This is a genomic window from Ferrithrix thermotolerans DSM 19514, assembly GCF_900128965.1.
Taxonomy (GTDB): domain Bacteria; phylum Actinomycetota; class Acidimicrobiia; order Acidimicrobiales; family Acidimicrobiaceae; genus Ferrithrix; species Ferrithrix thermotolerans.
In genome coordinates, this window is sequence record NZ_FQUL01000007.1 from 52,897 (window position 1) to 77,704 (window position 24,808).

A 24,808-nucleotide genomic window follows, 5' to 3' on the forward strand; every position below is an offset into this window, starting at 1 on the left:
CAGGGGTACCTCGACGGTCTCGTATTACTTACTTTCTTTATCGTACTTCGTCGATACACCTTGGACCATTTGTCGACGAGTTTTTGCCTTTTCCCTTGGGCGGTGCTTGGTGTTTGCGTCCTAGCGATCAAGATAAGACAAGATCAAGAGCAAACTCGGCCTAAGGCCTATTGAGGTTGAGCCTTAGGACTCCCAACGAAAGAACTTTGCAGCTAAAAGAGGTGCAACGACGGCCCAGACTATGAGGGTTGTCCAGTCTGAAGATGGAATCGATCCACCGGCACCCAAGGCATGGAAGAAGATATCGGACGTTGCCTGGGCGGGTAGTACTTTGGCGACAGTCGCTAAAAGTCCAGGGAGCGATGAGGTTGGAAATATCATCCCTCCAAGAAACAGTAGGATCAGGTAGATAGCATTTGAGATCCCTATCATTGCCTCGGACTTCAAAGTACCGGCGAGGAGCAGTCCGATGCCCGAAAACGCTACGGTAGCCAGTAACGCACCTACTATGAAAATCGCAAAGTTTCCTTGCGGATGCCAGCCAAGTAATGTCCCGACTATGTACAGGACTGCCACTTGGATGACCTCCACGACGAGTATCGCTGTAATCTTGGCGTACAGAAAGCCGCTTTTCCCAAGTGGGGTCACACCTAGCCTCTTTAAGACCCCGTAGGTTCGGTCCACCGCAGTTGCAATGCCCTGTGAAACCATCCCTGTGGCCATTACCGCCAAAGCCATCGTCCCAGGAACCAAAAAGTCAACCCTTGAGTGAATGCCCTTTGGGACTGGGAGAACCTTTATCGCCGAGAAACCTAGAAGAAAGATCACAGGAATAAGGATCGTAACTAGGAGCGACTCTCCTTGGGTGAGAGAGAGGCGAATCTCCGATTTTGCTTGTGCCAAATATGCCTTCACTTTCTACTCCATTTCAAGGTATTGGACATCAGGCATCCGCCTTGGATGTTATCGAGAGATAGATGTCCTCCAAAGACGTGCTGGAGGTTGAGAGGTCTGAGAAACCTATCCCTTGATCGGCAAGATAGCGGGCGAGATTGGCGATTAACTCAGGGGAGCCATCTGCTTCTACCACGTAAAGCTCATTACCGAAGGGACGCTTGAGCGCAACGTTTAGGTGTTCTTCGAATGACTTCGGATCGATCTCGTCTGCTGAACGGAAGGTTATCTGTGATGCGGAGTGCTGTGCTTTTATCTCGCCTAGGTCTCCATAAGCAACCTTCTTGCCCTGCGAGATGATGAGCAACTTGTCAGCTAGCTTTTCGGCCTCACCTAGTTCATGGGTGGTCAAAATTATGGCGACTCCCTCTGCGCGTAGTCGAGCGATTAGTTCCCTGATGGCTATTCTGCCCGCAGGATCAACGCCAGATGTGGGCTCGTCTAAAAACACGACCTTTGGCCGACCGATCACGGCTAGAGCCAGTAGAAGTCGTTGTTTCTCCCCACCAGAAAGCCTTCGGAAGGGGGTCTTTCTCACGTGCTCAAGTTCCAAAGTTCTCTCAAGTTCGGCAGGGTCGATAGGGTTGTCGTAGTAGCCCGCAAACAGCGTAAGGGCCTGGCTGGGAGTCATCCTAGGGTTAACTCCTCCTCCTTGAAGCATGACTCCGATTAGCTTTCCAAGCTCCCGCTGTTGCTTCTTGGGGTCTAGGCCAAGTATTGTGACCTTTCCTTGACTTGGAGATCGAAACCCCTCTAAGGTCTCGATAGTTGTGGACTTTCCGGCCCCGTTTGGACCAAGCACAATGAAGATTTGACCGTAGTCGGTCTCAAAACTCAGTCCAGATACAGCCTCCTTAGAACCGTAGGAGACGCGGAGATCTGAAACCTCAATTACTGCCATAGATTTGACACTAGTCTGTGTTGGTAATGATCGACATAAAATTGCTGCGAGAACAGACTCAAGAGATAACGAAGCGTCTGGGTAGTCGAGGGGTGGACCCAGACATGATTTCAAAGGTCTTGGAGATAGATTCCAAGCTTCTTGGGTCAATGACGGCTCGTGACGCGATGCGAGAGAGAATCAACAAGATCTCCGCAGAGGTGGCTCAAGCAATGAGAGATGGAGATGCTCCGAAGGCAGAGGAACTCCGTCGGACCTCTCGGGAGTTGGGAGAACAGCTCGGTCTGATCGAAAGACAGTGTCAAGAGTTAGAAAACGAGCGACGCAGTATCTGGGCGATTATTCCAAACATACCCGACGACAGGGTGCCTATTGGGCTATCAGAGGAAGACAACGTTGTAGAGCGGGCTTGGTCGCCTTCTAGCGGAGAGAGAAAGTATTCAGAGTTCACACTTCCTGAGTACCCAGACCATAAGCGCGTACCCCACTGGGAGATTGGAGAGCAACTAGGGTTGTTAGACCTTGGTCGGGCTGCCAAGATATCGGGTTCAATGTTTCCCATGTTCAAAGGTCCTGGGGCCCGGTTGTTGCGTGCCATGACCTCACTGGCTCTGGATGAACACGAAGACTCCTACCTCGAGGTTAGGCCTCCGACCTTCGTGCGTCGTCAAACGATGGTGTCGACCGGGCATCTGCCGAAGTTTGAAGACGACGCATATCACATGGAGGTAGATGATCTATTCGCGATTCCCACCGCCGAGGTTCCGCTGACCTCCATGTTCAAAGACGAGATCTTAGAGGAAAAGGACCTGCCTTTGAGGCTGTGTGCCGTGTCGCCGTGTTTTAGGCGCGAAGCAGGTTCAGCAGGTAAAGATACTAGGGGGCTGCTTAGGCTGCACGAGTTCGATAAGGTCGAGCTCTTTGCGTGTTGCACCTACGAGCAACGCGATGAAGCGATGAACGACATCTTGGTTCGTGCCGAAGGGCTCCTTCAGCGACTCGGCCTCATCTATAGAGTGGTGCAGCTTTGCACTGGAGATCTAGGTATCTCCTCGGCTAGGACTATCGACCTTGAGGTGTACGCACCTGGCGTCGATCGATGGCTTGAGGTTTCGTCGGTATCTTGGTTCTCGGACTATCAGGCTCGAAGAGCGAATCTTAGGTACCGAAGTCAGTCTGATGGACGGGTAAGGTTGCTCAACACAGTCAACGGCTCTGCTTTGGCTTGGCCTCGCATCTGGGCTGCTATTGTCGAAGCCAATCGTGAGGCTGACGGAGGAGTGAGCGTGCCTGAGGCGTTGCACCCCTACCTAGGTGGACGAAGCAGAATTTCTCCTGAAGGCAGGCTCACTTAGAATTGGGTTTAGACGCAATGGATAATTTCCGCTAGGTTTACAGTTGTGAATACATCTCAACTGTTATTTTCGATAGCGCTAGGAGCGGTAACGCTTGTAGTGGTTGGCTTTGCAATTTATGTAGTCTCGACAACGCTTTGGGGCGACAAGTGGGTTCGGAGGTCAAAGTGAGTCCTTCTTCGACGATGTATAAAGGTAAGACCGGTCAGTGGGCTTTCGTGCTTCACCGGATAACTGGTTTTTTGGTGTTCATGTTCATCCTGCTTCACATCGTCGATGTGTCGACCTTGAACAGTCCACATATCTACAACTCGATCCACAAGCTATATGGAAACATCTTCTTAAGGCTCTTTGAAGTCGGGCTACTTTTCGCTTTACTGTATCACGCCTTAAATGGGCTTCGAGTAGTCATGATCGACTTCTTTCCCAAGGCGATCAAAAATGAAAAAGGAGTGTTTTTGTTTATGCTGTCTCTAGCAGGGGTAATGACGCTCGTCGGGGCGGTCTACATTCTGAAGCCGTTTTTTACAGGAAAGGTGTGAGATGGCATCTGTAATTAAGAGTCCACAGTCCAGGGATGTGTCGCCTCAGAGGCGTGCGTCTAGACAAAACTTTGAGACGTGGTCCTGGCTCTTTATGAGAGTCTCGGGGATAATCTTGTTCTTCCTCGCTCTGGTTCATTTCTTTATCATGCACATTTTGCATGACGTCACAACTACGACGGTTGCCTTCGTGGCAGCGCGATACCAAAATCCTCTCTGGAAGATATTCGACTGGCTCCTGCTATCACTTGGGCTGCTTCATGGAACCAACGGTCTTAGATACATTATGGATGATTACGTGAGATCTCCTCTAAAGCGGGTTCTTGTCAAGTCAACGGTATATGGAGTGTCAGGTATCCTATTTTTCGTTGGGACTCTGACGATCATAACCTTTAAGTAAGATAGAGCGGTCTTTGGGTACTGCTATCGAGGCTGAGCTGTAGAACCATCTGTGGCCTCGCAGGCCTGGCACCGACCCAAGACCGCAAAGTGGCTTCTTCTCAGGTGGAAACCGTAGTCGTTGGCGAGTGTCTTGCTAAGCGATGCAAATATCTCGTTGGGAACCTCTATCACCGATCCACAGCGATCGCACACTAAGTGTTGATGAGGATCGTCTCCGAGATGGTATACAGCCCGTCCATGGCCAAGATGTACATGGTCGATCGATCCGATGTTCTCAAGGGTATCCAAGGTTCGATATATCGTCGAAAGGTGTATCTCAGGGTACCTTTGAGATATCTTCGTGGCTATGTCGTCAGCGCTTTGGTGACTAGGTCCCTCGATGAGAACCTCCAACACGGCACGTCTGGCAACCGTGGCTTTTAGACCTTGATGTTTGAGCTCACGAATTTTATCCTCAAGGGGTGTATTCACACCAAGAGTTTACCTAGATGTCTCCAGACGGTAGCCTAGCCCTCTTACTGTGGTTATGACCTTTGGGTCTGAAGGGTCTATCTCAACCTTGGATCGAAGTCGCTTTATGTGAACGTCAAGGGTCTTTGTGTCTCCGGAGTAGTAGGGTCCCCATACGCGATCGATTATCTGCTCGCGAGTTAGAACCCGTCCAGGATTTGAGATCAGAAACTCAAGTAACTCAAACTCCTTTAGCGGGACCTTTACCACCTCCCCCCTAACTTTGACCTCGTGTTTGGATGTATCGAGGATTATGTCTCCCACCTCGATCGTCTCGAACTGCTTCGTGCTGGAGTCTGGCTCCATTGGAGTTCGCCGCATAACAGCCCTCACGCGGGCGACTAACTCTTTTAGTCTGTATGGCTTTGCTACATAGTCGTCGGCGCCAACCTCAAGACCAACGACAGTATCTATCTCGGTAGACTTTGCGGTGACCATGATGATCGGAACCTTGGAGTGGAGTCGAATCTCTCGACAGACGTCAAGCCCCGACTTTCTCGGTAGCATTACATCTAGCAGAATCACATCGGGTCGAAACTCCTCGAACTTTCTCAGGGCTTCTTCTCCATCTCTTGCGGCCTCAACGAGAAATCCTTCCCGCTTGAGCCCAAGTGTCAGTACCTCGATAAACGACTCTTCGTCTTCGGCGATTAGTACTATGGGCTGAGTTCTTGTCATCTCTCCTCGTATTTGATTGGAAGCCAGATAGTAAAGGTTGACCCCGTACCCTCTTCTGACTCGACAGTTATTCGCCCCTTGTGGTTTTCCACCACGTGTCTTACTATAGAGAGTCCAAGTCCAGTTCCCCCCGTTATTCTCGAACGGTTTTGGTCAACCCGATAAAAACGCTCAAAGATGCGTTCAATATCCCGTGGAGGAATTCCTATGCCGCTGTCCTTCACCGAGATCAAGACCCATGTATCGTCGCAATTTATAGACAGAGTGACATGGCCTCCTTGATCAGAGTACTTTATGGCGTTATCGAGGAGGTTGTAGAGGGCTGAGATCATCTGTCTAGTGTCGATCGCCACGTCAGGGGCGTCTTTGTCCATGTCTACCTCTACGGTGACCTCTTTCAGCGACGCAGTCGTTGCGACTCGGGAAACCGCTTCGGAGATCACCTGCTCAAGACCCTGAGACCGCAGGTCGGCAGAGCCGGAGGACTCGATCCTCGATAGATCAAGGAGATCCTCAACTATCCTCCCCAACCTAAGTGCCTCTTTTTCAACTCTTGCCGAGAGTCTAGCTAAAACCTCTGGATCGTTTTCGATCGACATAGTCTCAGCTAAGAGCTGCATGGCACCGATGGGTGTCTTTAGCTCATGGGATACGTTGGCGACGAAGTCTCTTCTTACGTCATCGAGTTGTTTTTTGAGTGAGACGTCCTCTATCGTTGCAGTGAATCCAACTACCTGATGGTTGTCGATGAGTGGCGTGGCTTTCGCTAAAAAACTCCTTTTGGGGGGACCATAGAGCTCGAAGTCTTGAGTGATGTAGTTCCCATTGGCCGCCTCATCTATCAGGCTTTGGAACTCGCGCGCAGCCAGTGCATTGCCATAAGAGGTGGAGAACATCCGTTCAGCCTGCGAGTTCTTGAAGATCGCCCTCCCATCGATATCGCATACCACTACTGCTACATCTAATGCGTTCAGCGCTAACTCAAGGAAGCGTTTATCTTGAGTCATGGTCTAGCCCCGGTATCTCTGTCCTCAGCCCTCTTTGGTGGCTGCTTTGTGTCTTCGATCATCAATATTCAATCTATGAACAAGGCATAAAAAGGCGATGCACGGAGAGCAAAATATCTCCGAAGTGATGATTTGAATATAATGAAATGGTATATAATGTACTGAGCGATACATTTCAAGGAGGATGTAGATGAGCTGGATGCTCTTAGATGTAAGTCTTTCTCCCAATCCGTCTCTGTTGCCTGGGGGATCGGTTCTTCAAAGTCTGGCTAACGGTATTGGAGGATGGGCGCTGGTAATCGCTCTTGTGGGGCTGGTGGTTGGAGCCGCTACATGGGCAATCGGTGCTCACTCTCAGAACTACCAACAAAGTTACTTGGGAAGGCGTGCTGTAATGGTCTCCGGAGCTGCCGCTCTTTTGATTGGTGGGGCTCCAGCAATTATCAATTTCTTCTTCCATCTCGGACTGGGGATCAACTGATGTGGCCCTTTGCTGTTGCGTCTTTGTTTACCGGGGTAGCCAACTACTTTTTGAGGCTGCTGCTTCGGACGCTGTCCTACTCCTTTGACAAAGGCTTGGAGACAGTCTTTTTGTGGTTACTCGGACAGATGTCGAGCGTCTTTGAAACCTCTACAGTATTTGACCCTACTGCGCACTTCTTTGAAGTCGAGTACTCTTACGTGCTTGGGGTCGCAAAAGGTCTGGTTCTTCCAGGATTTCTTGGAGGTGTGATCTATGCTCTGTGGAGTGCTTCTATTGCCGAGGTCTTAAAGCTCGTACTCGTCCGCTTGCCCGCTGCAGTTTTGGCCGGGGGAGCGGGTGTTGCCTTTGTGTCCCTGTTGAACTCCCTAGTTGAGTACATTTGCGTTCCTTTAGAGGGCAACTCTGCCGTGTTTGCACATATCGAGGTGTTTGCCAGGAGCGTTGGATCTGCAAAATCGATTCCGATATTTGTCATTGCGATCATGTTCTTACTTGGTATCTTTGCTGAGTTTGCACTGTGGCTGGAGTTGATCCTGCGTAACGGAGCACTTTATCTGCTCACTGCTACTTTACCTTTGACAAGCGTTGGGCTTTTGTTCCCGTGGGGTAGGAACTGGCTACGCAAGACCGCTGAAGTACTGTTGGGTCTTGAGCTGGTGAAGTTTGTCGCCTTGCTCGGCGTGTGGCTTTCTCTTGGTGCAGTGGTTCAAAGTACCTTGAAAAGCAGTGCAAGTGAGGCGATGAGCACCTTCTTATCTGGTGTCGCCATGCTCATCGTTGCCGTGATCTCCCCATACTTCCTTGTAAAGCTTGTACCGTTGGCCGACGTCCATCTAGCTGCTGCGCTTGAAAGCGGTTTTGCCTCATCGCTGAGGACTGTAGGAGCAAAGGCTGCCGATCTTGCGGCTCAAGGCTCTTCGCTTGAAAGTATCGATCCCTGGCCAGATATACCTTACTCAACGGATGAGGTCAATCTTCCCCCCTTCGAAGGCTATCCGCCTGTGTACGAGATGATCAGCGGCGTAAGACACTCTCCATTTTCCAGGCAGATGTTTGGTCTCGATCCCGACGTTGAACCAACAGAAGAAGAAGTCGAACGTCTTATGAGAAAATACGGAGTAGACCCAAACAGAGAGCGCCCCACGATCGACGGTTCTTTCGATGAAGGTGGTCGGGAGGAGTGAAAGAGGGATACTCGCTCACAGGAAGGAAAGCCCGTCCGATTCTGATAGGACTAAACGCAACCCAGCTGGCCTCTTTAGCTGCCTGTTCTATGGTGATCTTCGTCGCAGTCGTCTCAAAGAGCTCCGGATCTCTCTATTTAGTGACGCTGCTCTTAGTCATCATTATTCTGTCTATGACCTTTATAAATAGACAGGGCTATCCTCTTGGGGTCCACCTCCTGATAGTGTTGGGTTTCAGACTCTCTAAAGACGCGAGCCCCCTGGAGAGACGTCACCGCAGAGGTGGTGTTAGGCGAAGGATTCGGGCATCGACAGAACCAAAAAATGCAAAGGATTTGCTGCACCTAAACCTGCGGGAGATTGACTCTGTCGGGACACTCCTTTTCGAATCTGGAGCAGCTCTTGGTTCTGTGGGTTTTGGCCTGCCCGCACGCTCCTACTTGTTCGGTGGCGATGCCGAGCAACAAGCGGTCGCTACTCGGTGGGGAAGTTTCCTGAATAAGTGCGCCGACCTTATCGAATCCAAACATGGGATATGTGTCAAGGTGGAGGTGCTCCCGCCTTGGCGATCTTTAGAGGTAGCTGATGAGGGTCTATCAGAGATGGACATATGGCTACACAATGAGCTTAGATCTCGCAGCTGGACTACGCAGTCATCGTTTTGGATCGAGTGTGCGGTTGGAGGAGGAAAGCAGTTTCAGGTACCCGTCAAGGTTCGTTCGCTCGCTGCGGAGGTGAGTTCCCGATTTAGTTCGTTGTTTGATCTAGAGCTACGTCAGCCTGAAGTCGTGTCGAGCTATAGTCCGACGGTAAAGAGTTCTCGAGGCGAAAGGTCTTTGCGGATATGCTCTAAAGAAGTTAGGCAGTCCTATACCGAGACACGCCTAGATGATATCTGGTGTCGATGCTTTGAAGTGACGGGCTGGCCCTCCGGAGTTTTTCTACCGAGTCGGTTGTATCCTCTATTTCAAGCTATCGCTCCAGCTAGGACTATGTTCCTGGAAGCGAAACCCTTCGGTCGCAACCGCTCTGTAAGGACTGCGGAGCGCAGGCGTTCAGAGGCGTTGGCCAACAAGAGACTCAGGCTTAGGTCGGGGTACGTAGAGAAACTGTCCTACGCCTCTGACGAAGCGGAACTAGGTCGGCTCGAGTCCGAGGTAGTCGCTGGTCACATTCTTTTTTCTTATCGCGTCGTCTTCGTAGTATATGGACGTACTCTCCTAGAACTTGCAACAGCCGAAAGAGAGTTGTTTTCCTTAGGCTCAAAAGTAGGAGTTGAACTGGTTCGCCTTGACGGTCGACACCTTGGAACCCTTATACAGCTTGTCAGGAAAACGGGGGGTGTGTGATGTTTTCAAAGACCTTCACTGAGAGCTCACGTTCTTTGGGGGTTTTTGCACCCTTCCTAAATACAGAGTTGCCCCCCTGTAGCCAAGTTGCAGTCGGTCTTTCAATGGGTGGAGGTGTATTTTGCTTCGATCCATTTCTCTTATATCGAAGCGGATATCTTTCTAACCCCAACATCTCGGTTATGGGAAAGGTGGGCAGGGGTAAGAGTGCCTTCGTGAAGAGCCTGTTGCTTAGGAGCGCCCAGTATCAAAGATCATTTTTGGTTCTAGATCCCAAAGGTGAGTACGGAGACTTTGCAGCAGCAACCGCTGCGGAGGTGCTTCGCATCTATCCAGGTGGATCTGAGCGGCTCGATCCGTTTTTTGGACTCCAAGCCGCTTCCAACTGCAGGGTAGAGATGATAACGGCCTTGTCAGAGATCGTGCAGGCTGTTCTGAGACGGCCTCTTGTCGCAACTGAGTCGTTGGCTTTAGAAGATGTCGTTGACGAGGAGCTCTCTCAACGTTCACGTCCAACTCTAGAGCACACCTTGGAGGTCGCTACAAAGTTGGAGGGTTCCCTGCGTTACAAGGACGAGAGAGAGGCGGTTATCTCCTTAGTCTCAGCGCTCCGTCGAATTTTATATGGGGATCTCTCGGGACTTCTAGGGACCTCTGAAAAAGGCAGAGATATCGGACCAAGAGCAGTTGTAGATCTATCCCAGCTCGCAGGAGGCGACCTCTTTGCTGTTGTGATCAATCTGCTCATGGCACAGCGCCTGCGATCGATGCGAGCTGGGAGGATTCCGAAGGGATTCTTGGTGTTAGATGAAGCCTGGGCGGTACTTGAAAACCCTGAGTCCGCCGCAAGGTTTCGCTCCCTTTTTAAGTTGGCACGTTCATATGGGTCGTCAAATATATTTGTAACTCACAGGCTCTCTGACTTGGCTTCAAAGAACTCTAACTCAGAGGTCGCCCAAAGAGCCCTGTCGTTGGCGGTTGACTCTGAAACCTTTGTCATCTATGGCCAGCCACCTTCCGAGATCGATCATGTCTCGGAGTTCCTTGGGCTTCCAACCCATCTCGCAAGGAAACTTCCTAACATGTCAAAAGGAGTAGCCATTTGGTCGCTGGCAGGCAGAATCTTTATAGTTAGACACGTGCTTCACCCCCTTGAGGTAAGTGTTGTCGATACCGACCAAGCGATGACCGAAGGGCTTTTTAGGGATCCGACTGGACTTAGGCTATGAAAGAAGGGTCGCTAATGGTCTTTCTTGGCCTATTGGCATTTGTCGTCGATCGCTACCTGGTCAAGAGACGGAGCGGCGTCGGCGCCGAGGCCAACCAAAGATCGAAATACCGTACTCCTCGCTCCATGGCGACCACCAAAAAGCCAGAAGTACTTAGTGCTGCTCGCGCACTTGCGAGGTTGCGTAAAAGCCTAGAGAGTTGCGCCTCTATCGTCGTCTTTGGTCCAACCCGTTCCGGTAAGACCTCTTCGCTTTTGCTTCCAATTCTTAGCAGATTTGATGGGTCTGCCGTCGTTACCTCAGTAAAGAAGGACTTACAGACTCAAAGCTTGGAGGCGAGAAGACGATGTTCAAAGGTGTTTGTGATCTCTGATTGCCCAGTCGATGAGGGATGTTTTTGGGACCCCTTTACCCAGGCGACCGATGTAGACAGAGCCCGGGAGATAGCCCATCACATGACTATAAGTTCAGGAGAGTACCGTAGTGCCAGTGCTGACTCTAGGTTTTGGTACCGCTTAGCCGAGATCTTGGTTTCTGGAGTATTGCTCGCGACAAGCTCAATGACATCCGAGAAAGAAAGACGTGCTATCTGCAGTCTTGAGGACCTAGATGCCTTGTTGTCGGCGGTTGAGACCACAGGGTCATACGATCTGGCACAAGAGATCCTGTCGATTTTGAGGACGGATGAGCGACACGCCTCATCTGTTTTGATAACCGTTCAAAGCGTTCTGGCACCTCACCTGCAAGCGCTCAGCGCGCTAGGGTCCAGAGTGCAAAAACTCGACTTGGTGGAGCTTATGGTCAACAGAGAGAGGCAGAAGTTCACTCTATATCTCTCCGCTTCGATATCCAACCAGAGTCGTCTTGCACCGTATTTTGGAACATTGATCTCTTACATGTCTTCCCTGATAATGACCGAGGAGAAGACCACCTCAAGGGTACTTTTTGCTCTCGATGAACTTGCTAACGTAGCGCCCGTATCTGATCTCGCAAAACTTGCCTCGGCGGGCCTTTCTTTCGGAGTGCGTTTGGTGTCGGTATTTCAGGACTACGCCCAGGTGAAGATGCTCTATGGGGATCTGGCTGGGACTGTGGTCAATAACCATGCTGTAAAGATCTTCTTTGGAGGCCTAACAGACCCCTTTACGCTTGATCTCTTTGAACGCTTTAGAAAGGATCTGGAAGATCAAGGTTCAGCGTCTCTGATTGGGCTGCGGCGAGGAGCAGCCTATATATGTGAGATGAACAAGGGAATAGACAAGGTTAACTTCAAAGCACGAACCTATGGAGATTTTCAAAAAATATTTACTTTCGCTAAAAAGGTGACGAACAACTGACATGAGTTTGCAACAAGTCTTCAACCACATGGAGCTGATCAGGGGAGCTTTGGAAGAGATTGAGTTCCGGCTATCTACCTTGATGCTCTTTGCTCAAAGCGGTGAGTACAGATATCTAGAGCGCGCATCTAGAGATGTGGCGAAGGCGTCTGCGGTGCTGGTACAGCTGGAGATCGAACGGATGGAACTGTTCAACTCCGTTGCTCCTTCGACCGGTAGGACGATAACGTTGACGGATCTATCGAGGGGAGCCGATGAGGCTTGGCAAGCTAGCCTTGCCGAAATGACCGAGGTGTTGCGCAGCCACCTCGCAAAGATCACTGAGCTCCAGCAAAAGGTGAAGGCTGTGTGTCAAGAGAAGATCGAGATAATCGACTCAACCTTGACGCTTTTAGGATCAAACCATTCGGTCTACGATGCAACTGGGCATAAAAGTGCGATACGTCAGTCCATCTTGAGCGAGTCGGCATGAGCGGATCTTACTACATAGCTCTGTCTGGACTGAACGCTGCTCAAAGCGGGCTAGACGTTGTCAGCCAGAACATCTCCAACGCCTCGACGCCTGGATACGTGCGAGAACGGCTCAATCTAAGTAATCTCGTTGCACCAACGACTGGAGCTGGAGAGGGGGTGATGACGCAGTCTATATCTCTCGTCTCCTCCGCGTTCCTAACCAACTCCCTAAACAGCACATCGGCCCAGCAGGGGTACGCAACATCCCTCTCTCAGGTGCTCAGTACGGCTCAGAGCTTCTTGAACGAGCCCTCAAGCAGTGGTATCTCCACTCAGTTGGCCAACTTTTGGTCAGCCTTTGATGGCGTTGCAAACAGCCCCACTCAACTGGCCCCTCGTCAACAGTTGGTCTCACAGGCCCAGAATCTCGCCCAAACCTTCAATCAACTTGCTCAGAACTACGTTGATCTGTTCAACTCCACGGTCGCATCTGTGGGAACAAAACTACAGAGCGTCAACTCTATGCTTTCACAGGTTGCCACCTTGAACACTCAGATTGTAGCAGCAGGTCCAGCCAGTTCAAACACCCTCGTCGACCAGAGAAACCAGCTAGTGGGTGATCTGGCGACCTCTATCGGTGCGACTGTTCAAAATCAGCCCAATGGATCAGTGAATCTGCTCGTGGGCGGAGTGATGTTAGTGCAAGATGGAGTAAGCTCTACCCTTTCCGTCTCGTCCCCGACAGCCCCTCCGGTACCCACGACCTCATCTGTAACGGTCATATCTTCCCAAGGCGGTGTTAGTGTTCCTTTGACGCAAGGGACGGTTGGGGGTCTGCTTCAAACCCTTAACTTCTCTCTGCCCGAGTACTCCACGTCGTTGGACAAGGTTGCTGCGTCCTTAGCTTCGACTGTCAACAACCAACTTAGCGCAGGTAGCTCCTACCCTAACAACGGCTCCACCCCACAGAGCGGAGTACCTATGTTTGTATTTGGAGGAAGCGGAAGCACCGGTGCATTGAATCTGCAGATAAACCCCACGATAGTTAGTGACCCTTACTCAATCGCTGCGGCCGGGAATCCTCCCCAGGGGAACGCCGACGGTTCCAATGCTCAAGCTATGGCAGAACTCGGAACGCTGAGCAGCGGTCCAGACGCACTCTATAGGGCTATGGTGGGTGGTATCGGGCTGGACGTCTCAAACTCTAACTCTCTTTTGAGCTCTGCGCAGGTCGCTTACCAAAACTCTTACCAGCAGTTCCAGAGCGTCTCTGGTGTAAATACCAATCAGCAGCTTGTAGATATGTTGAACTACCAGCAAGGTTACCAAGCTGCCGCCAAGGTTATCTCAACGGTGTCAAGCTCCATCCAGTCACTAATGCAGGCGGTTTAGATATGTATGTTCTTCCTCTTACTCAGTCCGCAATCTCACTTATGTCGAGCACCAACATAAACCTCGATCAGAGTCAGCTCCAGGTGCTTCAAAGCCAGCTGACCTCTGGTCAAAACATCAGCCAACCTTCCGACAACCCCTCTGGAGTGGTTGCAGTGATGGGCGTAAGTGCTCAAGAGATTAGGTTCACTCAGTATCAAACCAACGCACAGAACGGGTTGGTGGTAGCGCAGATGGCAAACGGAACTTTAAACGATGCTGTGTCGGTTCTACAAAGTGCAAGAACAACTCTTTTGCAGGCCGGAAATTCGTCGATAACCCCATCTTCAGCTACAGGGCTCATAGCGTCTCTTCAGTCTGACTACAACACTCTGCTCGGAATGGCGAACACTGCATATATGGGAAACGCTATATTTGCAGGAACCTCAGGATCTAAGACTGCTTATGACTCATCAGGCAACTACGTAGGCTCAGGGCCGTCTCCATCAACTACAGTAGCCCCGGGTTTCTCAGCTCCAACGGTTGTGACCGCTCCTTTTGGACAAAGCGGAACTCCGACAAACATCTTCAGTGTGCTAAGTCAGGCCATATCAGATCTTAAGTCAGGAAACTATTCAAAGGTTTACCAAGGGGACCTGCAGAGTTTTGATAACGCCTTCAATCAGGTAACGGCGGCGGCTGCGACCCAGGGTGAATACGTCCAAGAGTTACAGTTCATGCAGAACCAAGCGATACAGTCGCTTCAGAATGTGCAGGCACAGTATGGAAACCTGCAGAACATCAACTACCCAAAGCTCACCACGGAGTACAGCCAGCAGCTCTCAAACTACCAGATTGCACTGCAGGTGGTCTCTCAGTCGGTTCAACCGACTCTAGCAAAGTACATATAAATTTCGATAAATATAGAAACGGTATCAGGAGGAACTGTGGCTGAAATAACAGCACGAAGTGTCGCTACGATGCGGAAGGACGATAAGGTGTCCCAAGAGATACGCCCAAGTCAGCTTGTGTTCTCATTTCCAATTGGAATACCTGGGTATCCGGAGGTAAGGGGATTCCAGCTTGTGCCTCTTGGTGTGGAGTTTGGACCTTACCTTGCGCTAAAGGCGGTTGGAGATGACTATCCCGTCTTTGTGGTCGTGCAGCCGTCGGCAGTGCTCGATAACTACGTAGTTGATATCGACGATCTCCACGAAGGTCTTCTGGGTCTTGAAGGAGGTTCAGCGAACCTCTTGGTCCTGCTAATTGTAACACTTAGTCAGTCAGATCCTTGTCCTCGAGCGAACTTGGCGGCTCCTTTGGTGATCAACTTGGACAAGATGACAGGGTTTCAAGTGCCTCAGGGCAACCCCGAGTTCGCTATGGACCACCAACTTTCGGTAGCATTTAGAGATCAGGCTCGCTCTGAGATTCTGCCAAACAAAAACTAGCGCCCGTTATCTTCTCTGTTAGGGGCGTCAGTTTCGAGTTCGCTCATCTCTATGGCGGCCTCCTGGTTAGCCTTTTCAAGCGCTTTGAAGACCTCTTGACGGTGAACGTCGACCTCTCTCGGAGCCTCGATTCCGATTCGGACCTGGTCTCGATGAACATCCAATATGGTCCGACAATATCCTTGCCGATGACGATCGACTGATTAGCCCTTCGGGTTAGAACTAACATCGCGCCTCCTTGCGCCCGTTACGGCACTCTTAGCTACATTCGTAATTGTATGTAGCTATAACTTTGATCCACACAGTGGTCACCCAACCATCATGCGCTGTCGAAAGACAGGTCTGTAAGACTCATTGTACTAGGTATTGCTTTAGATAATTTCGAATTTGCCGACACAAATTGTGTCTTTCAGTTATTCCAAGTGAGAGGGCTGTTACATGTCAGAACGTGAAGCCGAAAGAGTAGAGATTCCCGAGGAGGTCGTAGAGTTCCTAGTGGAGTCAAACGAGAACCTCGATCGCCTCGATCAGGATCTGGTTGCACTTGAAACAAATCCAGACGACAAAGACCGTATCTCCTCAATTTTTAGGACTGTCCACACCATCAAAGGAACCTGTGGGTTTTTGGGTTTTTCTCGTCTTGAGTCCGTAGCTCACGTGGGAGAAAATCTTTTGTCTAAGATCCGTGATGGGGTTTTCACCTTGGATTCGCAACGTACCGACGCCCTATTGGAGATGGTTGATGTGGTACGTGGATACTTAGCGGAGGTGGCGGCCACGGGCGGAGAAGGTGTCAGGGAGTACCCCGAACTAATAGCCAAGCTTCAGTCCTTAGTGGAGGAAGAGGCGGATGATGGAGGCGAGACTGCAGAGCCCCAAGCGCAGGCGGTCTCCGAAAATGCCTTTATATTTCCAGCAGTCAAGAAAGATACACCACAAAAGACTACCTCTAAGCTGCGAACAGGGGACGATAAGGAAGTGGACTCGGGGAATCCAAGCTTGAATAAGACTCAGGTCTCTTCGACACCTTCTTCAGAGGTGCCTGCGCCAAGTGACATCAAGCCTGTACTTTCAGAGACCTCAGTACGTGTTGATGTATCTCTGTTGGACAACTTGATGGATCTAGTGGGTGAGCTAGTTCTCGCTCGGAATCAGATCCTTCAATACACCTCAAAAGATGCTTCTACAGCTCTATCCGCCACTACTCAGCGGCTTAATCTCATAACCTCAGAGCTGCAGGAAAATGTCATGAAGACTCGGATGCAACCCATTGGAACTGTGCTTTCAAAGTTTCCTAGGGTTGTTAGGGATCTAGCGAACGCATGTGGAAAACAGGTAGCTCTAGAACTTGACGGCAAAGACACGGAGCTCGATAGGACTATCATCGAAGCGATTAAGGATCCGCTTACTCACCTGATCAGAAACGCTGTTGACCACGGTATCGAGATACCACAGATAAGACAACAGTGCGGAAAAGAAGCATCTGGTACCCTTCGGATCTCTGCGTATCATGAAAGTGGTTACGTCAATATCGAGATCTCTGACGACGGAGGAGGGATCGATCCTCTGCGGATAAGGGATAAAGCGGTAGAAAAAGGCATCCTTCAGGCGGAGCTAGCGCCCAAGTTGTCGGATCGCGAGGCGATGTCTTTGATATTCGCTCCCGGCTTCTCTACTGCAGAAAAGATCACGAACGTATCTGGACGTGGCGTGGGTATGGACGTAGTTAAGACAAATATCGAAAAGATCGGCGGAAGCATAGATGTAGTTTCTCAGGTTTCAAAAGGAACTACGTTTAAGATCAAGATACCTCTTACCCTCGCAATTGTGCCGGCTCTGATAGTAAGTGCTGCTGATGAAAGATATGCTATCGCTCAGACCTCTCTTATCGAGCTGTTGCGCCTAGATAGAGAACAGATAGACCTGTCGGTATCGGTGATTGAGGGAAGAGCGATTCTTCGCCTTAGAGGGAAGCTGTTACCTCTCGTTGACCTTGCTTCTTTACTTGAGTTACGTAGCGCTAGTGAGACGAAAGAGCTTGAATCCATAAACGTCGTTGTAGTACAGGGTGAACACGGACCATTTGGTGTGCTGGTTGACGGTGTGGTCGACACTCAAGAGATAGTGGTCAAGCCTTTGGGCAATCAGGTAAAGGACGTGGCTGTGTTTTCAGGAGCAACCATCATGGGCGACGGGCGCGTAGCGCTGATTCTTGATGTTGGAGGACTGGCCTCTACCGCTGCATTAAATAGCGGAGAGGCCCACTCCGGAGAGGCTAAGGAAACCGATCTCCTTGAGGGTGAATCGGTAGAGACGAAGACGATGTTGGTGGTGAAGGCTGGTGAGACGTCTCGTTTGGCGATACCACTTGATAGCATCGATCGCCTTGAAGAGTTCGATGTAGGTGAAGTTGAATGGGCAGGAGCTGCACCGGTTGTTCAGTATCGAGGAGCGATCATGCCTCTACTATGGCTATCGTCCTTCTTGGGTGCAAACAGCTCCTTCGATGAAGCACCTACAACCTATCAGGTCGTGGTGCACAGCAGTTCTGGTCGAAGCGTAGGGGTTGTCGTCGATGACATTCTCGACATCACTGAGGTATCTTTGGAGATCGATTCTTACTCGGCCAGGCTCGGTGTGCTTGGTTCGGCGGTGATCGCAAAGAAAATAACCGAAGTTGTGGATCTCTCTGTTGTCGTCGAGAGTTTCTTATCAGCATATGAAGGGATTGGTGTATGAAGACCCTTACTCCTTTGGCAGCCTCGCAGTACTGCAGTTTCCGTCTAGGAGATCTGTTTCTTGGCATCTCAGTTGAGGCGGTTCAAGAGGTAATCCGAACTCAGGTTATGACGAAGGTACCTCTTTCAGACCCGTGTGTGAGTGGCCTTGTAAATCTAAGGGGTCAGATCGTAACTGCCCTAAGCCTCAGGCGGCGCTTTGGAATGGAACCCAAATACCCCAAACCTCCGATGAATATCGTGATCTCTAACCCTGACGGTGCTATCTCCTTGTTAGTGGATGAGATCGGGGATGTAATGACGATCGAACAGGACTACTTCGAATCGGTGCCCGAGACGTTTGACCCGAGGTACAAGAGCCTTCTTGAAGGTGTGTTCAAGCTGGATGGATCGCTGCTTCTTCTTCTGAATCTTGAGGAAGCGATCAGAACGTCAGAGTAGTCGGTCTCTATTGAGACTTGGGGACTTCTTGAAGCTGCAAGTTATAGATGGTGAAGCTTCAGCGTCTTTGTTGGAGGAGTGTTGAATAAAGACTCGATTTACAGAGTCCTTATAGTGGATGACTCAAAGGTTGCTCGATCAACGCTAGTGCGTTGGCTTGCTAATGAACCGAACATCAGGGTGGTTGGTGAAGCGAAAGATGGATACGAGGCTTTTACGGCCTTAAAGGTACTTGATCCCGATGTCGTGATCTTAGATGTCGAGATGCCGGGAATCTCTGGGATCGAAGTGCTTCGACGAATTCACCGATATGACGCAAAGAAGACCGTAATAATGTTTTCTGCCACCACAAAGAGAGGTGCGGCAGCTACGATCGAGGCTTTGGCGCTCGGAGCTGCCGATTATGTGACAAAGCCAAGCTCAAGCGGGGAACAAGGTAGTTCAGTCGACGCAATAAGAGACGATCTCATTACAAAGATTAAAGTCCTAGGCAGCCAAAGACTGAGACACGAGGCGAAAGCACCTCTGGAACGCTTTCGACCTCCCAATCCTATACAGTCGGATGAACGGCAGTGCGACGATAAAGGGAAGGTTGGAAATAGTCACAGCTTTGGGCATGACGCCGCAGGGCAGTCTCGGCAACTAGGTGGGAACTTGAATAATACAGCAAGGGTGCCAAAACAATCAACTAAGGGCGCTAACGGTCTTGACTCTGGGTTAGGTAAGACTATGAGCGCTGCAAAGAGGGTCGAAGCCGTGGTGATTGCCTCCTCGACCGGTGGTCCTGCAGCTTTGACTGAGATAGTGCCTAAACTACCCTCGGACCTCGCCGTTCCTGTTTTGATCGTGCAACATATGCCGGCTCTGTTTGCGGAGATGCTGGCAGAACGTCTAAATGGAAGATCGGCGCTCAATGTGGCGATAGCCGAAGAAGGAGTCGCTGTAACTGCGGGTACCATTTACATCGCTCCAGGAGGAAGACACCTAGAGGTTGTACAAAGAGGAGTGCGAGAGATCGTCTGTCACCTCGGAGACGGCCCACCTGAGCAGTCCTGTAAACCCTCGGCCAACGTTCTATTTCGATCCGCTGCGCAGGTGTGGCATAGTCATCTCTTGGGTGTAGTCCTTACTGGAATGGGCGCAGATGGATGTGACGGATCTGAAGCTATCGTGCGGCAAGGTGGGTCCGTGATCGTTCAAGATGAAGCTACCTCCGTCATATGGGGAATGCCAGGAGCGGTAGCAAAGGCGGGACTTGCTTCAGCTTCGTTGCCTCTGCAGGCTATTGCTGGAGAGATCTACCAAAGGACCAAGTTCAAAACACACGTATTAGATACAAGCTTGGACCGAAAGTGAAGTTAGGGCGGAGTGCGTCGTGAGCATTGCTCAGAAGGACTTCGATTTTTTGAGGAAGTTCGTCCTTGAAAAGACAGCCATATCACTTGGGTCCGACAAGATCTATCTTCTTGAGAGTCGACTCGCTCCTTTATGTCGTGAATATGGGCTTGCAGACGTCTCAGAGATCGTGGACTTATTACGAAAGAGCCCCCTTGGTAGGTTGTCAAGCTCAGTGCTCGATGCGGTGACCACGAATGAGACTTACTTCTTTAGAGACTCGAAACCCTTCTTGGAGTTAGAGAAAGAGCTTATTCCTGAGCTCATAGCTCGTAAAGGATCTTGTTCTACTTTGAAGATCTGGAGTGCAGCATGCTCGTCGGGTCAGGAGATCTATTCGGTGGCGATGATCCTTGAGGATAAGTTCCCTGAGCTCAAGAGTTGGAACGTGCAACTCTACGCCTCAGACGTCTCTTCAGCGATGGTCGATCGAACTAAAGCCGGAGTGTTTAATCAGCTAGAGGTGAGCCGAGGACTTCCCTCATCAATGTTGATAAAGCACTTTAGCCGCAAGGGGGAGTCGTTTTACGTAAAAGAACACCTGAAGCGGTGTCTGGAGGTGTTTGCCCTAAATCTTGCGTCTCCTTGGCCGGCTTTACCAAAGTTCGACGTTGTGTTCCTAAGGAATGTTTTGATCTACTTCGATCCCCCTACCAAAGAAGCAATACTAAGGAAGGTCGAAAAGGTGTTGGAACCGGGTGGGTCACTGTTCCTCGGAGGAAGCGAGTCCACTTTAGGTCTGCGCACCTCCTTGGTGCGCAAGATGAGAACTTTCTGTCCACTGTACGTACTTCCCTCTTAGTGACAACCGCCAATCAAAGGTTAAGGTACAGAAGTGTTGTGCCGAATTTATAGTAGGCACTTTCAACAACTAAGGAGTCCCATGGAGATTCTTATCACGGATGATTCTAAGGCTATGCGTATGATAGTTATGCGCCATCTTCGTCAGGCAGGATTTGATGATGCCGTGTTCTACGAGGCTGGTAACGGTCTTGAAGGACTTGAAATGGTAGAGAGTCATGATCTGGACCTAATTCTCTCAGACTGGAACATGCCCGAGATGGACGGCTATGAGTTTCTCATACAGCTTAGGTCACGAGGCCACGAGGTTCCTTTCGGATTTGTTACCTCTGAAAATACCCCGGACATGCTGCAAAAAGCACGAACTGCCGGAGCGATGTTTCTAATCGGAAAGCCCTTTACTGTGGATATATTTAGAGAGACTTTACGGGCGGCTGGTGTCTCCTGATGAAAAGTGTCGATGAGCTATCTCTTTGGTGTGATGTCTTCGTGGATGCCTTCCATGAAGTGGCCGAGGCATCACTATTTGTGAATAACGTCAAATACTACGCAGTAGAACCGAGCGGACCAAAGAACACTCCCGGATCTTACATCCCCCTAATAGGAGACAGCGGTTCTTTAACCTTTGGTATACAAGGCACGTGGCAAGACTTTTCCCGCCTAGCACGAAGATTTCTCTTTATTGGGGATGAGGAAGACGTAACAGACGAAGAGGTGGTTGACGCGGTAAATGAACTGTGCAACATGACAGCTGGTGGAGTGAAGAAGAGGATGGTCGGTCGCGACCCCTCATTGAAGCTTGGATTGCCCACCTTCTTTACCGGCTCGGTACAGGCCACCTCCGAACAGGAAAGCTGGATTGCGGTTGCTGATCTTGCGACCGAAAGGTTCCATCTAGTTGCGTTGCGACAGAGAAAGTAGCACTAATAGGAGGTAAGTGGAACGATGCTTGAGACACAGAGACTGATACTTCCGCGTCCAGATGACGTCGAGGACCTGCTCACGGCGCTGCTTGGGCGCAGAGTCGATGTAAAGAGGGTGAAACCAGGTAATAAGGTTCCCTGCACAGGAGCGATTGGGGGATATAGGGATGCAGAGGGTGCGCTGAGGGCGGTTATCTACGCTGAGTTGGAGAGCGTAAATGCGTGTGGAGGTGCCTTGTCTATGATCCCTGTCGGGGGTGTTGAAGATGCGAACGAAGAGTTCGAGATTACCGCCACGATTGCGGACAACTTCAAAGAGATTCTCAACATCATGGCAGGTTTGTTCAACGACAAGAGACAGCGTGCGGAACATGTCCGCTTTAGAGATTTTTCCCTTGCAAGTGAGGAACCGGAAGATCTGTTGTCGTTTGTGTCTCAGGAAAAAGACAGAATGGATGTGACCGTCACGGTTTCAGGCGGTTACGGGGGTAAGGGGATTGGAGTCGTTCTTGTCTAGAGGTCAAAGATGAAGACCGAGCGTCTAATTGCTGTAATCCTAACTGACTTCCAATACGCTGCCTCCTGTCTTGAGTCGATGAAAAGTTCGGTTTCATTGACTGACAGAGTAGTTATCCTTTGGCCGGACATCCAGACAGAGGCGGAACCTATATGGTCTGAACATCGCTTTGGTGCCCAGAAGGTGTCTGTTGTCAAGGGTGATTTTCGTAGTTTGCTCTATGACGCCTTGAAACATTTCAATCCGTCGGAAGTTGCCGTAGTAGAGGATACAGTTATAGTTACGCGCCGTTGGCTTGATGGTTTATCCCAAGGGCTCAAAGCGGTGCCATTCAACTCTCTCGTCGTTCCGAGATCGCCTTCGATACATGGAGTGCAAAGAGTTTTGATGAGTGAAGGTGCTCAACTGAGAAGTAGGGGAGACCTGAGTAGGTTTGCTAAGAGCTTTTCTGAGTCACGAAAAGGTCTAATTTCCTCAGAACGTTATGTTTGCTCTGCCGTGTTACACATGCGTGCGGACTTTCTTTTGTCTCTTCTACCAAACGTGTCACAGTTCTCGAGTACGTTAGAGCTCTATCTAGCTATTGAAAATAAGTGTAATAAGTTCGTAGTTCACGAGTCGATTGTGTACTCGCTTTTTGCCCGTCAGGTTGAGGTAGAAAGAGAGCAATCTCAAGGAACGCTGCGACATTTACCTCTTTTGAGTGCTTGCATGATAGTGAAGGATGAAGAGAAGTTCATTGAGAAGGCCATAGAGTCACTTCTATCCGTTACGGAGGAAATAGTTGTTTATGACACCGGTAGTAGCGATAGGACAGTTGAATTAGCTAGATCACTCGGAGCTACTGTGATCGAAGGAACCTGGCGAGCAGACTTTGCCTGGGCTCGAAATCAAGCCTTATCTCGTTGCAGCGGAAAGTGGATCGTATGGATTGACGCAGATGAGATATTGGAATGCGATCCAGTGGAGTTGCGGCGTGAACTTGCGTTTGGAGACGATGAACTAGAGGGGTATACAACTAGGATCAAAAATGAGGTCGGCTCGGGAATGGATACGCCGATCTACCACTGGGCAACACGCTTGTTTAGACGGTCAGAATGCACATTTAGTGGTGCAATTCATGAAACTGTATGGTCGAGGATTTTAGATCGATCGGCATATTCAAAGCAGTGTAATTTTGCGACAATTCACCATTTCGGGTATCTAGAGTCGGTTATGACCGAGAAAAATAAGGCGGAAAGGAACCTTTCAGTTGCATCCTCCTCGAAGAACTTCCGGTTCGTAGAAGAGAAGAAGGTGCACGAAGCCAGGAGCTATTTTCTGAGCGGCGATCTGGAAAGAGCAAGACTAGTAGCGGACGAGGTTGTTTACTCAAATGCTCTAGAGTCCTTCAGAAATTTAGCAATAAGGGTGTCATTTGAGGCGCGCTTGGGTCTTGGCGAACCTAAACAGGCACAGGAGATGTTGGCTATGGCTATGGACTCTTCGATCGGTCTAGAGTTTCAAAGTTATATGCAAGCTATGCTCAGCATGGCAGAGGCACGTTGGGAAGATGCGCTTGATGCACTGCGGCAGGTTGGTGGTGGATATTTAGACGATGATGGTTGGGAAATAGTACCGGAACAGCTGTTGTCAAAACAGATTGAGTGTTATGTGGGTCTCGAAGACTATGACCGGGCGGTGGAGGTAGCATTCAATCTGTTAGCGTCAGGATCCTTTGACTTTCACTTGGGACGCTTGGTTGAATGGGTTGAGAGAAGCAGCACAGGAACTTTGTCTAAGTTAGCGGATGTAGTTCCAGAAACTAAATTGGATCTAGTGTTTGCGCAGGTGCTTCAGCTCAAGAGATCGGTTGCAGATAGGGTTCTTGAGGAATTTTTTGTCAAGCCAACCTTGAGGGTTTACGTACTTGCGACGGCAGGTCTTATTTTAAAAGGACTAGATCAAGAAAGGGCGCGTGTTTGGACAGACAGGATTCGAGCAGCTGGTTTTGAGATACCAGGTGAAGCCAGGTCTCCTGTAGGTTCATTCACCTCCTGATCAACCTAGGATCGGTGCGTTGTTATACAGACTGGGATGCTCGGTTATCAGATAAAGATTATTGATCGGCCCTCTCAAGAATGAAGTGGAACACCGAAGGTCAAAGTGGACCGGAGGTGATAGATGGGAAAGCAGTACAGCCATTTGAGTACATCGGAGAAGAACCAGTTGCAGAGGAGTCTGAACCAGGGCATGAGCCTGAGGGCAATAGCCAGAGCCACTGGTCGGAGCGTCTCTACGCTCAGTCGCAAATGTCGCCGGGGTGGTTCCAGACTCGACTACGACGCAGTGGAAGGCCGCGCCTGGGCGCGTTCACACCGTCGCCGTGGGTCGCGTAAGTTGCTCGTAGGCAGCCCCATGGCAGAGCTTGTAGAACAGCAGATTATCCATCACGCCTGGTCACCAGAGCAGATTGCCGGGAGGTTGCGGATGGAACACCCAGAAGACTCCAGCCAGCGAGTTTCCCACGAGACCATCTACCAGTACATCTATGCGCACCCGACAGGGGAGCTCAAGAAGCTACTGGTGGGATCCTTGCGTCAGAGGCACTCGAAGCGCCGTCCTCGCAGCCGGGGAAAGGATCGGCGTGGCGGCCTTCGGAACATGCGGTCCATCTACGAGCGGCCAGCAGAGGCACAGGCTCGAGAGATTCCTGGGCACTGGGAGGGAGACCTCATCAAAGGCGCTTACAATGGCAGCGCCATTGGCACCTTGGTCGACCGTAGTACCCGTTTTGTCATCTTGGC

Annotated in this window: 28 protein-coding genes; 22 read left to right on the plus strand and 6 right to left on the minus strand. The window is 50.3% G+C overall.

Features of this window, described 5'->3' with window-relative positions:
* Positions 1 to 183: 183 nt before the first annotated feature.
* Entirely contained in the window at positions 184 to 915 is a 732-nt protein-coding gene (locus tag BUA24_RS03900) for an ABC transporter permease (protein WP_072788914.1), read from the minus strand.
* Positions 916 to 943: 28 nt separating this feature from the next.
* A complete protein-coding gene (locus BUA24_RS03905) occupies positions 944 to 1,855 on the minus strand; it encodes an ABC transporter ATP-binding protein (protein WP_072788916.1) in 912 nt (303 codons plus the stop codon).
* A 26-nt stretch (positions 1,856 to 1,881) separates the two neighbouring features.
* Between BUA24_RS03905 and serS the strand changes: the two genes are divergently transcribed.
* Genes serS through BUA24_RS03920 form a run of 4 tightly spaced genes read left to right on the plus strand, consistent with a single transcriptional unit; the run spans position 1,882 to position 4,152 of the window.
* A complete protein-coding gene (serS, locus tag BUA24_RS03910; protein WP_072788968.1) occupies positions 1,882 to 3,210 on the plus strand; it encodes a serine--tRNA ligase in 1,329 nt (442 codons plus the stop codon).
* 45 nt (positions 3,211 to 3,255) lie between these two features.
* Positions 3,256 to 3,381 (plus strand): hypothetical protein, encoded by a 126-nt coding sequence (locus BUA24_RS13135; protein WP_272867281.1) that lies wholly within the window; start codon positions 3,256 to 3,258, stop codon positions 3,379 to 3,381.
* Complete coding sequence (gene sdhC, locus BUA24_RS03915) at positions 3,378 to 3,752, plus strand: succinate dehydrogenase, cytochrome b556 subunit (protein ID WP_143146375.1); 375 nt, start codon at positions 3,378 to 3,380, stop codon at positions 3,750 to 3,752. The genes BUA24_RS13135 and sdhC overlap by 4 nt, the downstream gene beginning before the upstream one ends.
* A 1-nt stretch (position 3,753) precedes the next feature.
* Positions 3,754 to 4,152: a succinate dehydrogenase hydrophobic membrane anchor subunit gene (locus BUA24_RS03920; RefSeq protein ID WP_072788917.1), complete on the plus strand. Its 399-nt coding sequence runs from the start codon at positions 3,754 to 3,756 to the stop codon at positions 4,150 to 4,152.
* Positions 4,153 to 4,175: 23 nt separating this feature from the next.
* On the opposite strand, the gene BUA24_RS03925 is transcribed toward BUA24_RS03920, so the two are convergent.
* The 3 genes from BUA24_RS03925 to BUA24_RS03935 are packed head-to-tail and all read right to left on the minus strand — an operon-like array spanning position 4,176 to position 6,349.
* Positions 4,176 to 4,625 (minus strand): Fur family transcriptional regulator, encoded by a 450-nt coding sequence (locus tag BUA24_RS03925; RefSeq protein WP_072788919.1) that lies wholly within the window; start codon positions 4,623 to 4,625, stop codon positions 4,176 to 4,178.
* Positions 4,626 to 4,634: 9 nt separating this feature from the next.
* Positions 4,635 to 5,342, minus strand: a complete 708-nt coding sequence (locus BUA24_RS03930) for a response regulator transcription factor (protein ID WP_072788921.1) — start codon at positions 5,340 to 5,342, stop codon at positions 4,635 to 4,637.
* Complete coding sequence (locus tag BUA24_RS03935) at positions 5,339 to 6,349, minus strand: sensor histidine kinase (protein ID WP_072788923.1); 1,011 nt, start codon at positions 6,347 to 6,349, stop codon at positions 5,339 to 5,341. The genes BUA24_RS03930 and BUA24_RS03935 overlap by 4 nt, the downstream gene beginning before the upstream one ends.
* A gap of 190 nt (positions 6,350 to 6,539) precedes the next feature.
* Here BUA24_RS03935 and BUA24_RS03940 point away from each other — a divergent pair, with 190 nt between their 5' ends.
* The 9 genes from BUA24_RS03940 to fliW are packed head-to-tail and all read left to right on the plus strand — an operon-like array spanning position 6,540 to position 15,207.
* Positions 6,540 to 6,830, plus strand: a complete 291-nt coding sequence (locus tag BUA24_RS03940) for a DUF6112 family protein (RefSeq protein ID WP_072788925.1) — start codon at positions 6,540 to 6,542, stop codon at positions 6,828 to 6,830.
* Positions 6,830 to 8,017: a hypothetical protein gene (locus BUA24_RS03945; RefSeq protein ID WP_072788927.1), complete on the plus strand. Its 1,188-nt coding sequence runs from the start codon at positions 6,830 to 6,832 to the stop codon at positions 8,015 to 8,017. Before BUA24_RS03940 ends, BUA24_RS03945 begins: the two co-directional genes overlap by 1 nt.
* Positions 8,014 to 9,366, plus strand: a complete 1,353-nt coding sequence (locus BUA24_RS03950; protein WP_072788929.1) for a hypothetical protein — start codon at positions 8,014 to 8,016, stop codon at positions 9,364 to 9,366. Before BUA24_RS03945 ends, BUA24_RS03950 begins: the two co-directional genes overlap by 4 nt.
* Positions 9,366 to 10,595, plus strand: a complete 1,230-nt coding sequence (locus BUA24_RS03955) for a helicase HerA domain-containing protein (RefSeq protein WP_072788931.1) — start codon at positions 9,366 to 9,368, stop codon at positions 10,593 to 10,595. The genes BUA24_RS03950 and BUA24_RS03955 overlap by 1 nt, the downstream gene beginning before the upstream one ends.
* Entirely contained in the window at positions 10,592 to 11,932 is a 1,341-nt protein-coding gene (locus BUA24_RS03960; protein WP_072788933.1) for a type IV secretory system conjugative DNA transfer family protein, read from the plus strand. Before BUA24_RS03955 ends, BUA24_RS03960 begins: the two co-directional genes overlap by 4 nt.
* A 1-nt stretch (position 11,933) precedes the next feature.
* Positions 11,934 to 12,404 (plus strand): hypothetical protein, encoded by a 471-nt coding sequence (locus BUA24_RS03965; RefSeq protein WP_072788934.1) that lies wholly within the window; start codon positions 11,934 to 11,936, stop codon positions 12,402 to 12,404.
* Positions 12,401 to 13,777, plus strand: a complete 1,377-nt coding sequence (flgK, locus tag BUA24_RS03970) for a flagellar hook-associated protein FlgK (protein WP_072788936.1) — start codon at positions 12,401 to 12,403, stop codon at positions 13,775 to 13,777. The genes BUA24_RS03965 and flgK overlap by 4 nt, the downstream gene beginning before the upstream one ends.
* A 2-nt stretch (positions 13,778 to 13,779) precedes the next feature.
* Positions 13,780 to 14,667, plus strand: a complete 888-nt coding sequence (locus BUA24_RS03975) for a flagellin N-terminal helical domain-containing protein (RefSeq protein WP_072788938.1) — start codon at positions 13,780 to 13,782, stop codon at positions 14,665 to 14,667.
* A gap of 36 nt (positions 14,668 to 14,703) precedes the next feature.
* On the plus strand, positions 14,704 to 15,207 hold the full coding sequence (gene fliW, locus BUA24_RS03980) for a flagellar assembly protein FliW (protein WP_143146376.1): 504 nt from the start codon (positions 14,704 to 14,706) through the stop codon (positions 15,205 to 15,207).
* Here the strand turns inward: fliW and BUA24_RS03985 are convergent.
* Entirely contained in the window at positions 15,204 to 15,371 is a 168-nt protein-coding gene (locus BUA24_RS03985; RefSeq protein WP_245790284.1) for a carbon storage regulator, read from the minus strand. The genes fliW and BUA24_RS03985 overlap by 4 nt on opposite strands.
* 274 nt (positions 15,372 to 15,645) lie before the next feature.
* On the opposite strand from BUA24_RS03985, the gene BUA24_RS03990 reads away from it, so the two are divergent.
* The 9 genes from BUA24_RS03990 to BUA24_RS11860 form a co-directional block, all read left to right on the plus strand.
* Complete coding sequence (locus tag BUA24_RS03990) at positions 15,646 to 17,946, plus strand: chemotaxis protein CheA (protein ID WP_072788942.1); 2,301 nt, start codon at positions 15,646 to 15,648, stop codon at positions 17,944 to 17,946.
* Positions 17,943 to 18,386: a chemotaxis protein CheW gene (locus tag BUA24_RS03995; RefSeq protein WP_072788944.1), complete on the plus strand. Its 444-nt coding sequence runs from the start codon at positions 17,943 to 17,945 to the stop codon at positions 18,384 to 18,386. The genes BUA24_RS03990 and BUA24_RS03995 overlap by 4 nt, the downstream gene beginning before the upstream one ends.
* Positions 18,387 to 18,467: 81 nt before the next feature.
* A complete protein-coding gene (locus tag BUA24_RS04000) occupies positions 18,468 to 19,742 on the plus strand; it encodes a protein-glutamate methylesterase/protein-glutamine glutaminase (RefSeq protein WP_072788946.1) in 1,275 nt (424 codons plus the stop codon).
* Positions 19,743 to 19,761: 19 nt separating this feature from the next.
* Positions 19,762 to 20,583 (plus strand): CheR family methyltransferase, encoded by an 822-nt coding sequence (locus tag BUA24_RS04005; RefSeq protein WP_072788948.1) that lies wholly within the window; start codon positions 19,762 to 19,764, stop codon positions 20,581 to 20,583.
* An 81-nt stretch (positions 20,584 to 20,664) separates the two neighbouring features.
* On the plus strand, positions 20,665 to 21,030 hold the full coding sequence (locus tag BUA24_RS04010) for a response regulator (RefSeq protein WP_072788950.1): 366 nt from the start codon (positions 20,665 to 20,667) through the stop codon (positions 21,028 to 21,030).
* Entirely contained in the window at positions 21,030 to 21,503 is a 474-nt protein-coding gene (locus BUA24_RS04015; protein ID WP_072788952.1) for a chemotaxis protein CheX, read from the plus strand. Before BUA24_RS04010 ends, BUA24_RS04015 begins: the two co-directional genes overlap by 1 nt.
* A gap of 24 nt (positions 21,504 to 21,527) precedes the next feature.
* On the plus strand, positions 21,528 to 22,022 hold the full coding sequence (locus BUA24_RS04020; protein WP_072788954.1) for a hypothetical protein: 495 nt from the start codon (positions 21,528 to 21,530) through the stop codon (positions 22,020 to 22,022).
* 9 nt (positions 22,023 to 22,031) lie between these two features.
* The gene (locus tag BUA24_RS04025; protein ID WP_072788956.1) at positions 22,032 to 24,062 is read left to right on the plus strand and encodes a glycosyltransferase family 2 protein; all 2,031 of its coding nucleotides are present in this window, start codon (positions 22,032 to 22,034) and stop codon (positions 24,060 to 24,062) included.
* A gap of 123 nt (positions 24,063 to 24,185) precedes the next feature.
* Positions 24,186 to 24,808 (plus strand): IS30 family transposase (locus BUA24_RS11860; RefSeq protein ID WP_143146377.1); only part of this gene is annotated, 623 nt, incomplete at its 3' end.

What these genes read in the sequence shown, in the direction of transcription:
- BUA24_RS03905 (WP_072788916.1), bottom strand. Translation starts at nt 1,855, where the DNA reads ATGGCAGTAATTGAGGTTTCAGATCTCCGCGTCTCCTACGGTTCTAAG.
- serS (WP_072788968.1), top strand. Translation starts at nt 1,882, where the DNA reads ATGATCGACATAAAATTGCTGCGAGAACAGACTCAAGAGATAACGAAG.
- BUA24_RS03920 (WP_072788917.1), top strand. Translation starts at nt 3,754, where the DNA reads ATGGCATCTGTAATTAAGAGTCCACAGTCCAGGGATGTGTCGCCTCAG.
- BUA24_RS03930 (WP_072788921.1), bottom strand. Translation starts at nt 5,342, where the DNA reads ATGACAAGAACTCAGCCCATAGTACTAATCGCCGAAGACGAAGAGTCG.
- BUA24_RS03935 (WP_072788923.1), bottom strand. Translation starts at nt 6,349, where the DNA reads ATGACTCAAGATAAACGCTTCCTTGAGTTAGCGCTGAACGCATTAGAT.
- BUA24_RS03940 (WP_072788925.1), top strand. Translation starts at nt 6,540, where the DNA reads ATGAGCTGGATGCTCTTAGATGTAAGTCTTTCTCCCAATCCGTCTCTG.
- BUA24_RS03945 (WP_072788927.1), top strand. Translation starts at nt 6,830, where the DNA reads ATGTGGCCCTTTGCTGTTGCGTCTTTGTTTACCGGGGTAGCCAACTAC.
- BUA24_RS03955 (WP_072788931.1), top strand. Translation starts at nt 9,366, where the DNA reads ATGTTTTCAAAGACCTTCACTGAGAGCTCACGTTCTTTGGGGGTTTTT.
- BUA24_RS03960 (WP_072788933.1), top strand. Translation starts at nt 10,592, where the DNA reads ATGAAAGAAGGGTCGCTAATGGTCTTTCTTGGCCTATTGGCATTTGTC.
- BUA24_RS03965 (WP_072788934.1), top strand. Translation starts at nt 11,934, where the DNA reads ATGAGTTTGCAACAAGTCTTCAACCACATGGAGCTGATCAGGGGAGCT.
- flgK (WP_072788936.1), top strand. Translation starts at nt 12,401, where the DNA reads ATGAGCGGATCTTACTACATAGCTCTGTCTGGACTGAACGCTGCTCAA.
- BUA24_RS03975 (WP_072788938.1), top strand. Translation starts at nt 13,780, where the DNA reads ATGTATGTTCTTCCTCTTACTCAGTCCGCAATCTCACTTATGTCGAGC.
- BUA24_RS03990 (WP_072788942.1), top strand. Translation starts at nt 15,646, where the DNA reads ATGTCAGAACGTGAAGCCGAAAGAGTAGAGATTCCCGAGGAGGTCGTA.
- BUA24_RS03995 (WP_072788944.1), top strand. Translation starts at nt 17,943, where the DNA reads ATGAAGACCCTTACTCCTTTGGCAGCCTCGCAGTACTGCAGTTTCCGT.
- BUA24_RS04010 (WP_072788950.1), top strand. Translation starts at nt 20,665, where the DNA reads ATGGAGATTCTTATCACGGATGATTCTAAGGCTATGCGTATGATAGTT.
- BUA24_RS04015 (WP_072788952.1), top strand. Translation starts at nt 21,030, where the DNA reads ATGAAAAGTGTCGATGAGCTATCTCTTTGGTGTGATGTCTTCGTGGAT.
- BUA24_RS04020 (WP_072788954.1), top strand. Translation starts at nt 21,528, where the DNA reads ATGCTTGAGACACAGAGACTGATACTTCCGCGTCCAGATGACGTCGAG.
- BUA24_RS04025 (WP_072788956.1), top strand. Translation starts at nt 22,032, where the DNA reads ATGAAGACCGAGCGTCTAATTGCTGTAATCCTAACTGACTTCCAATAC.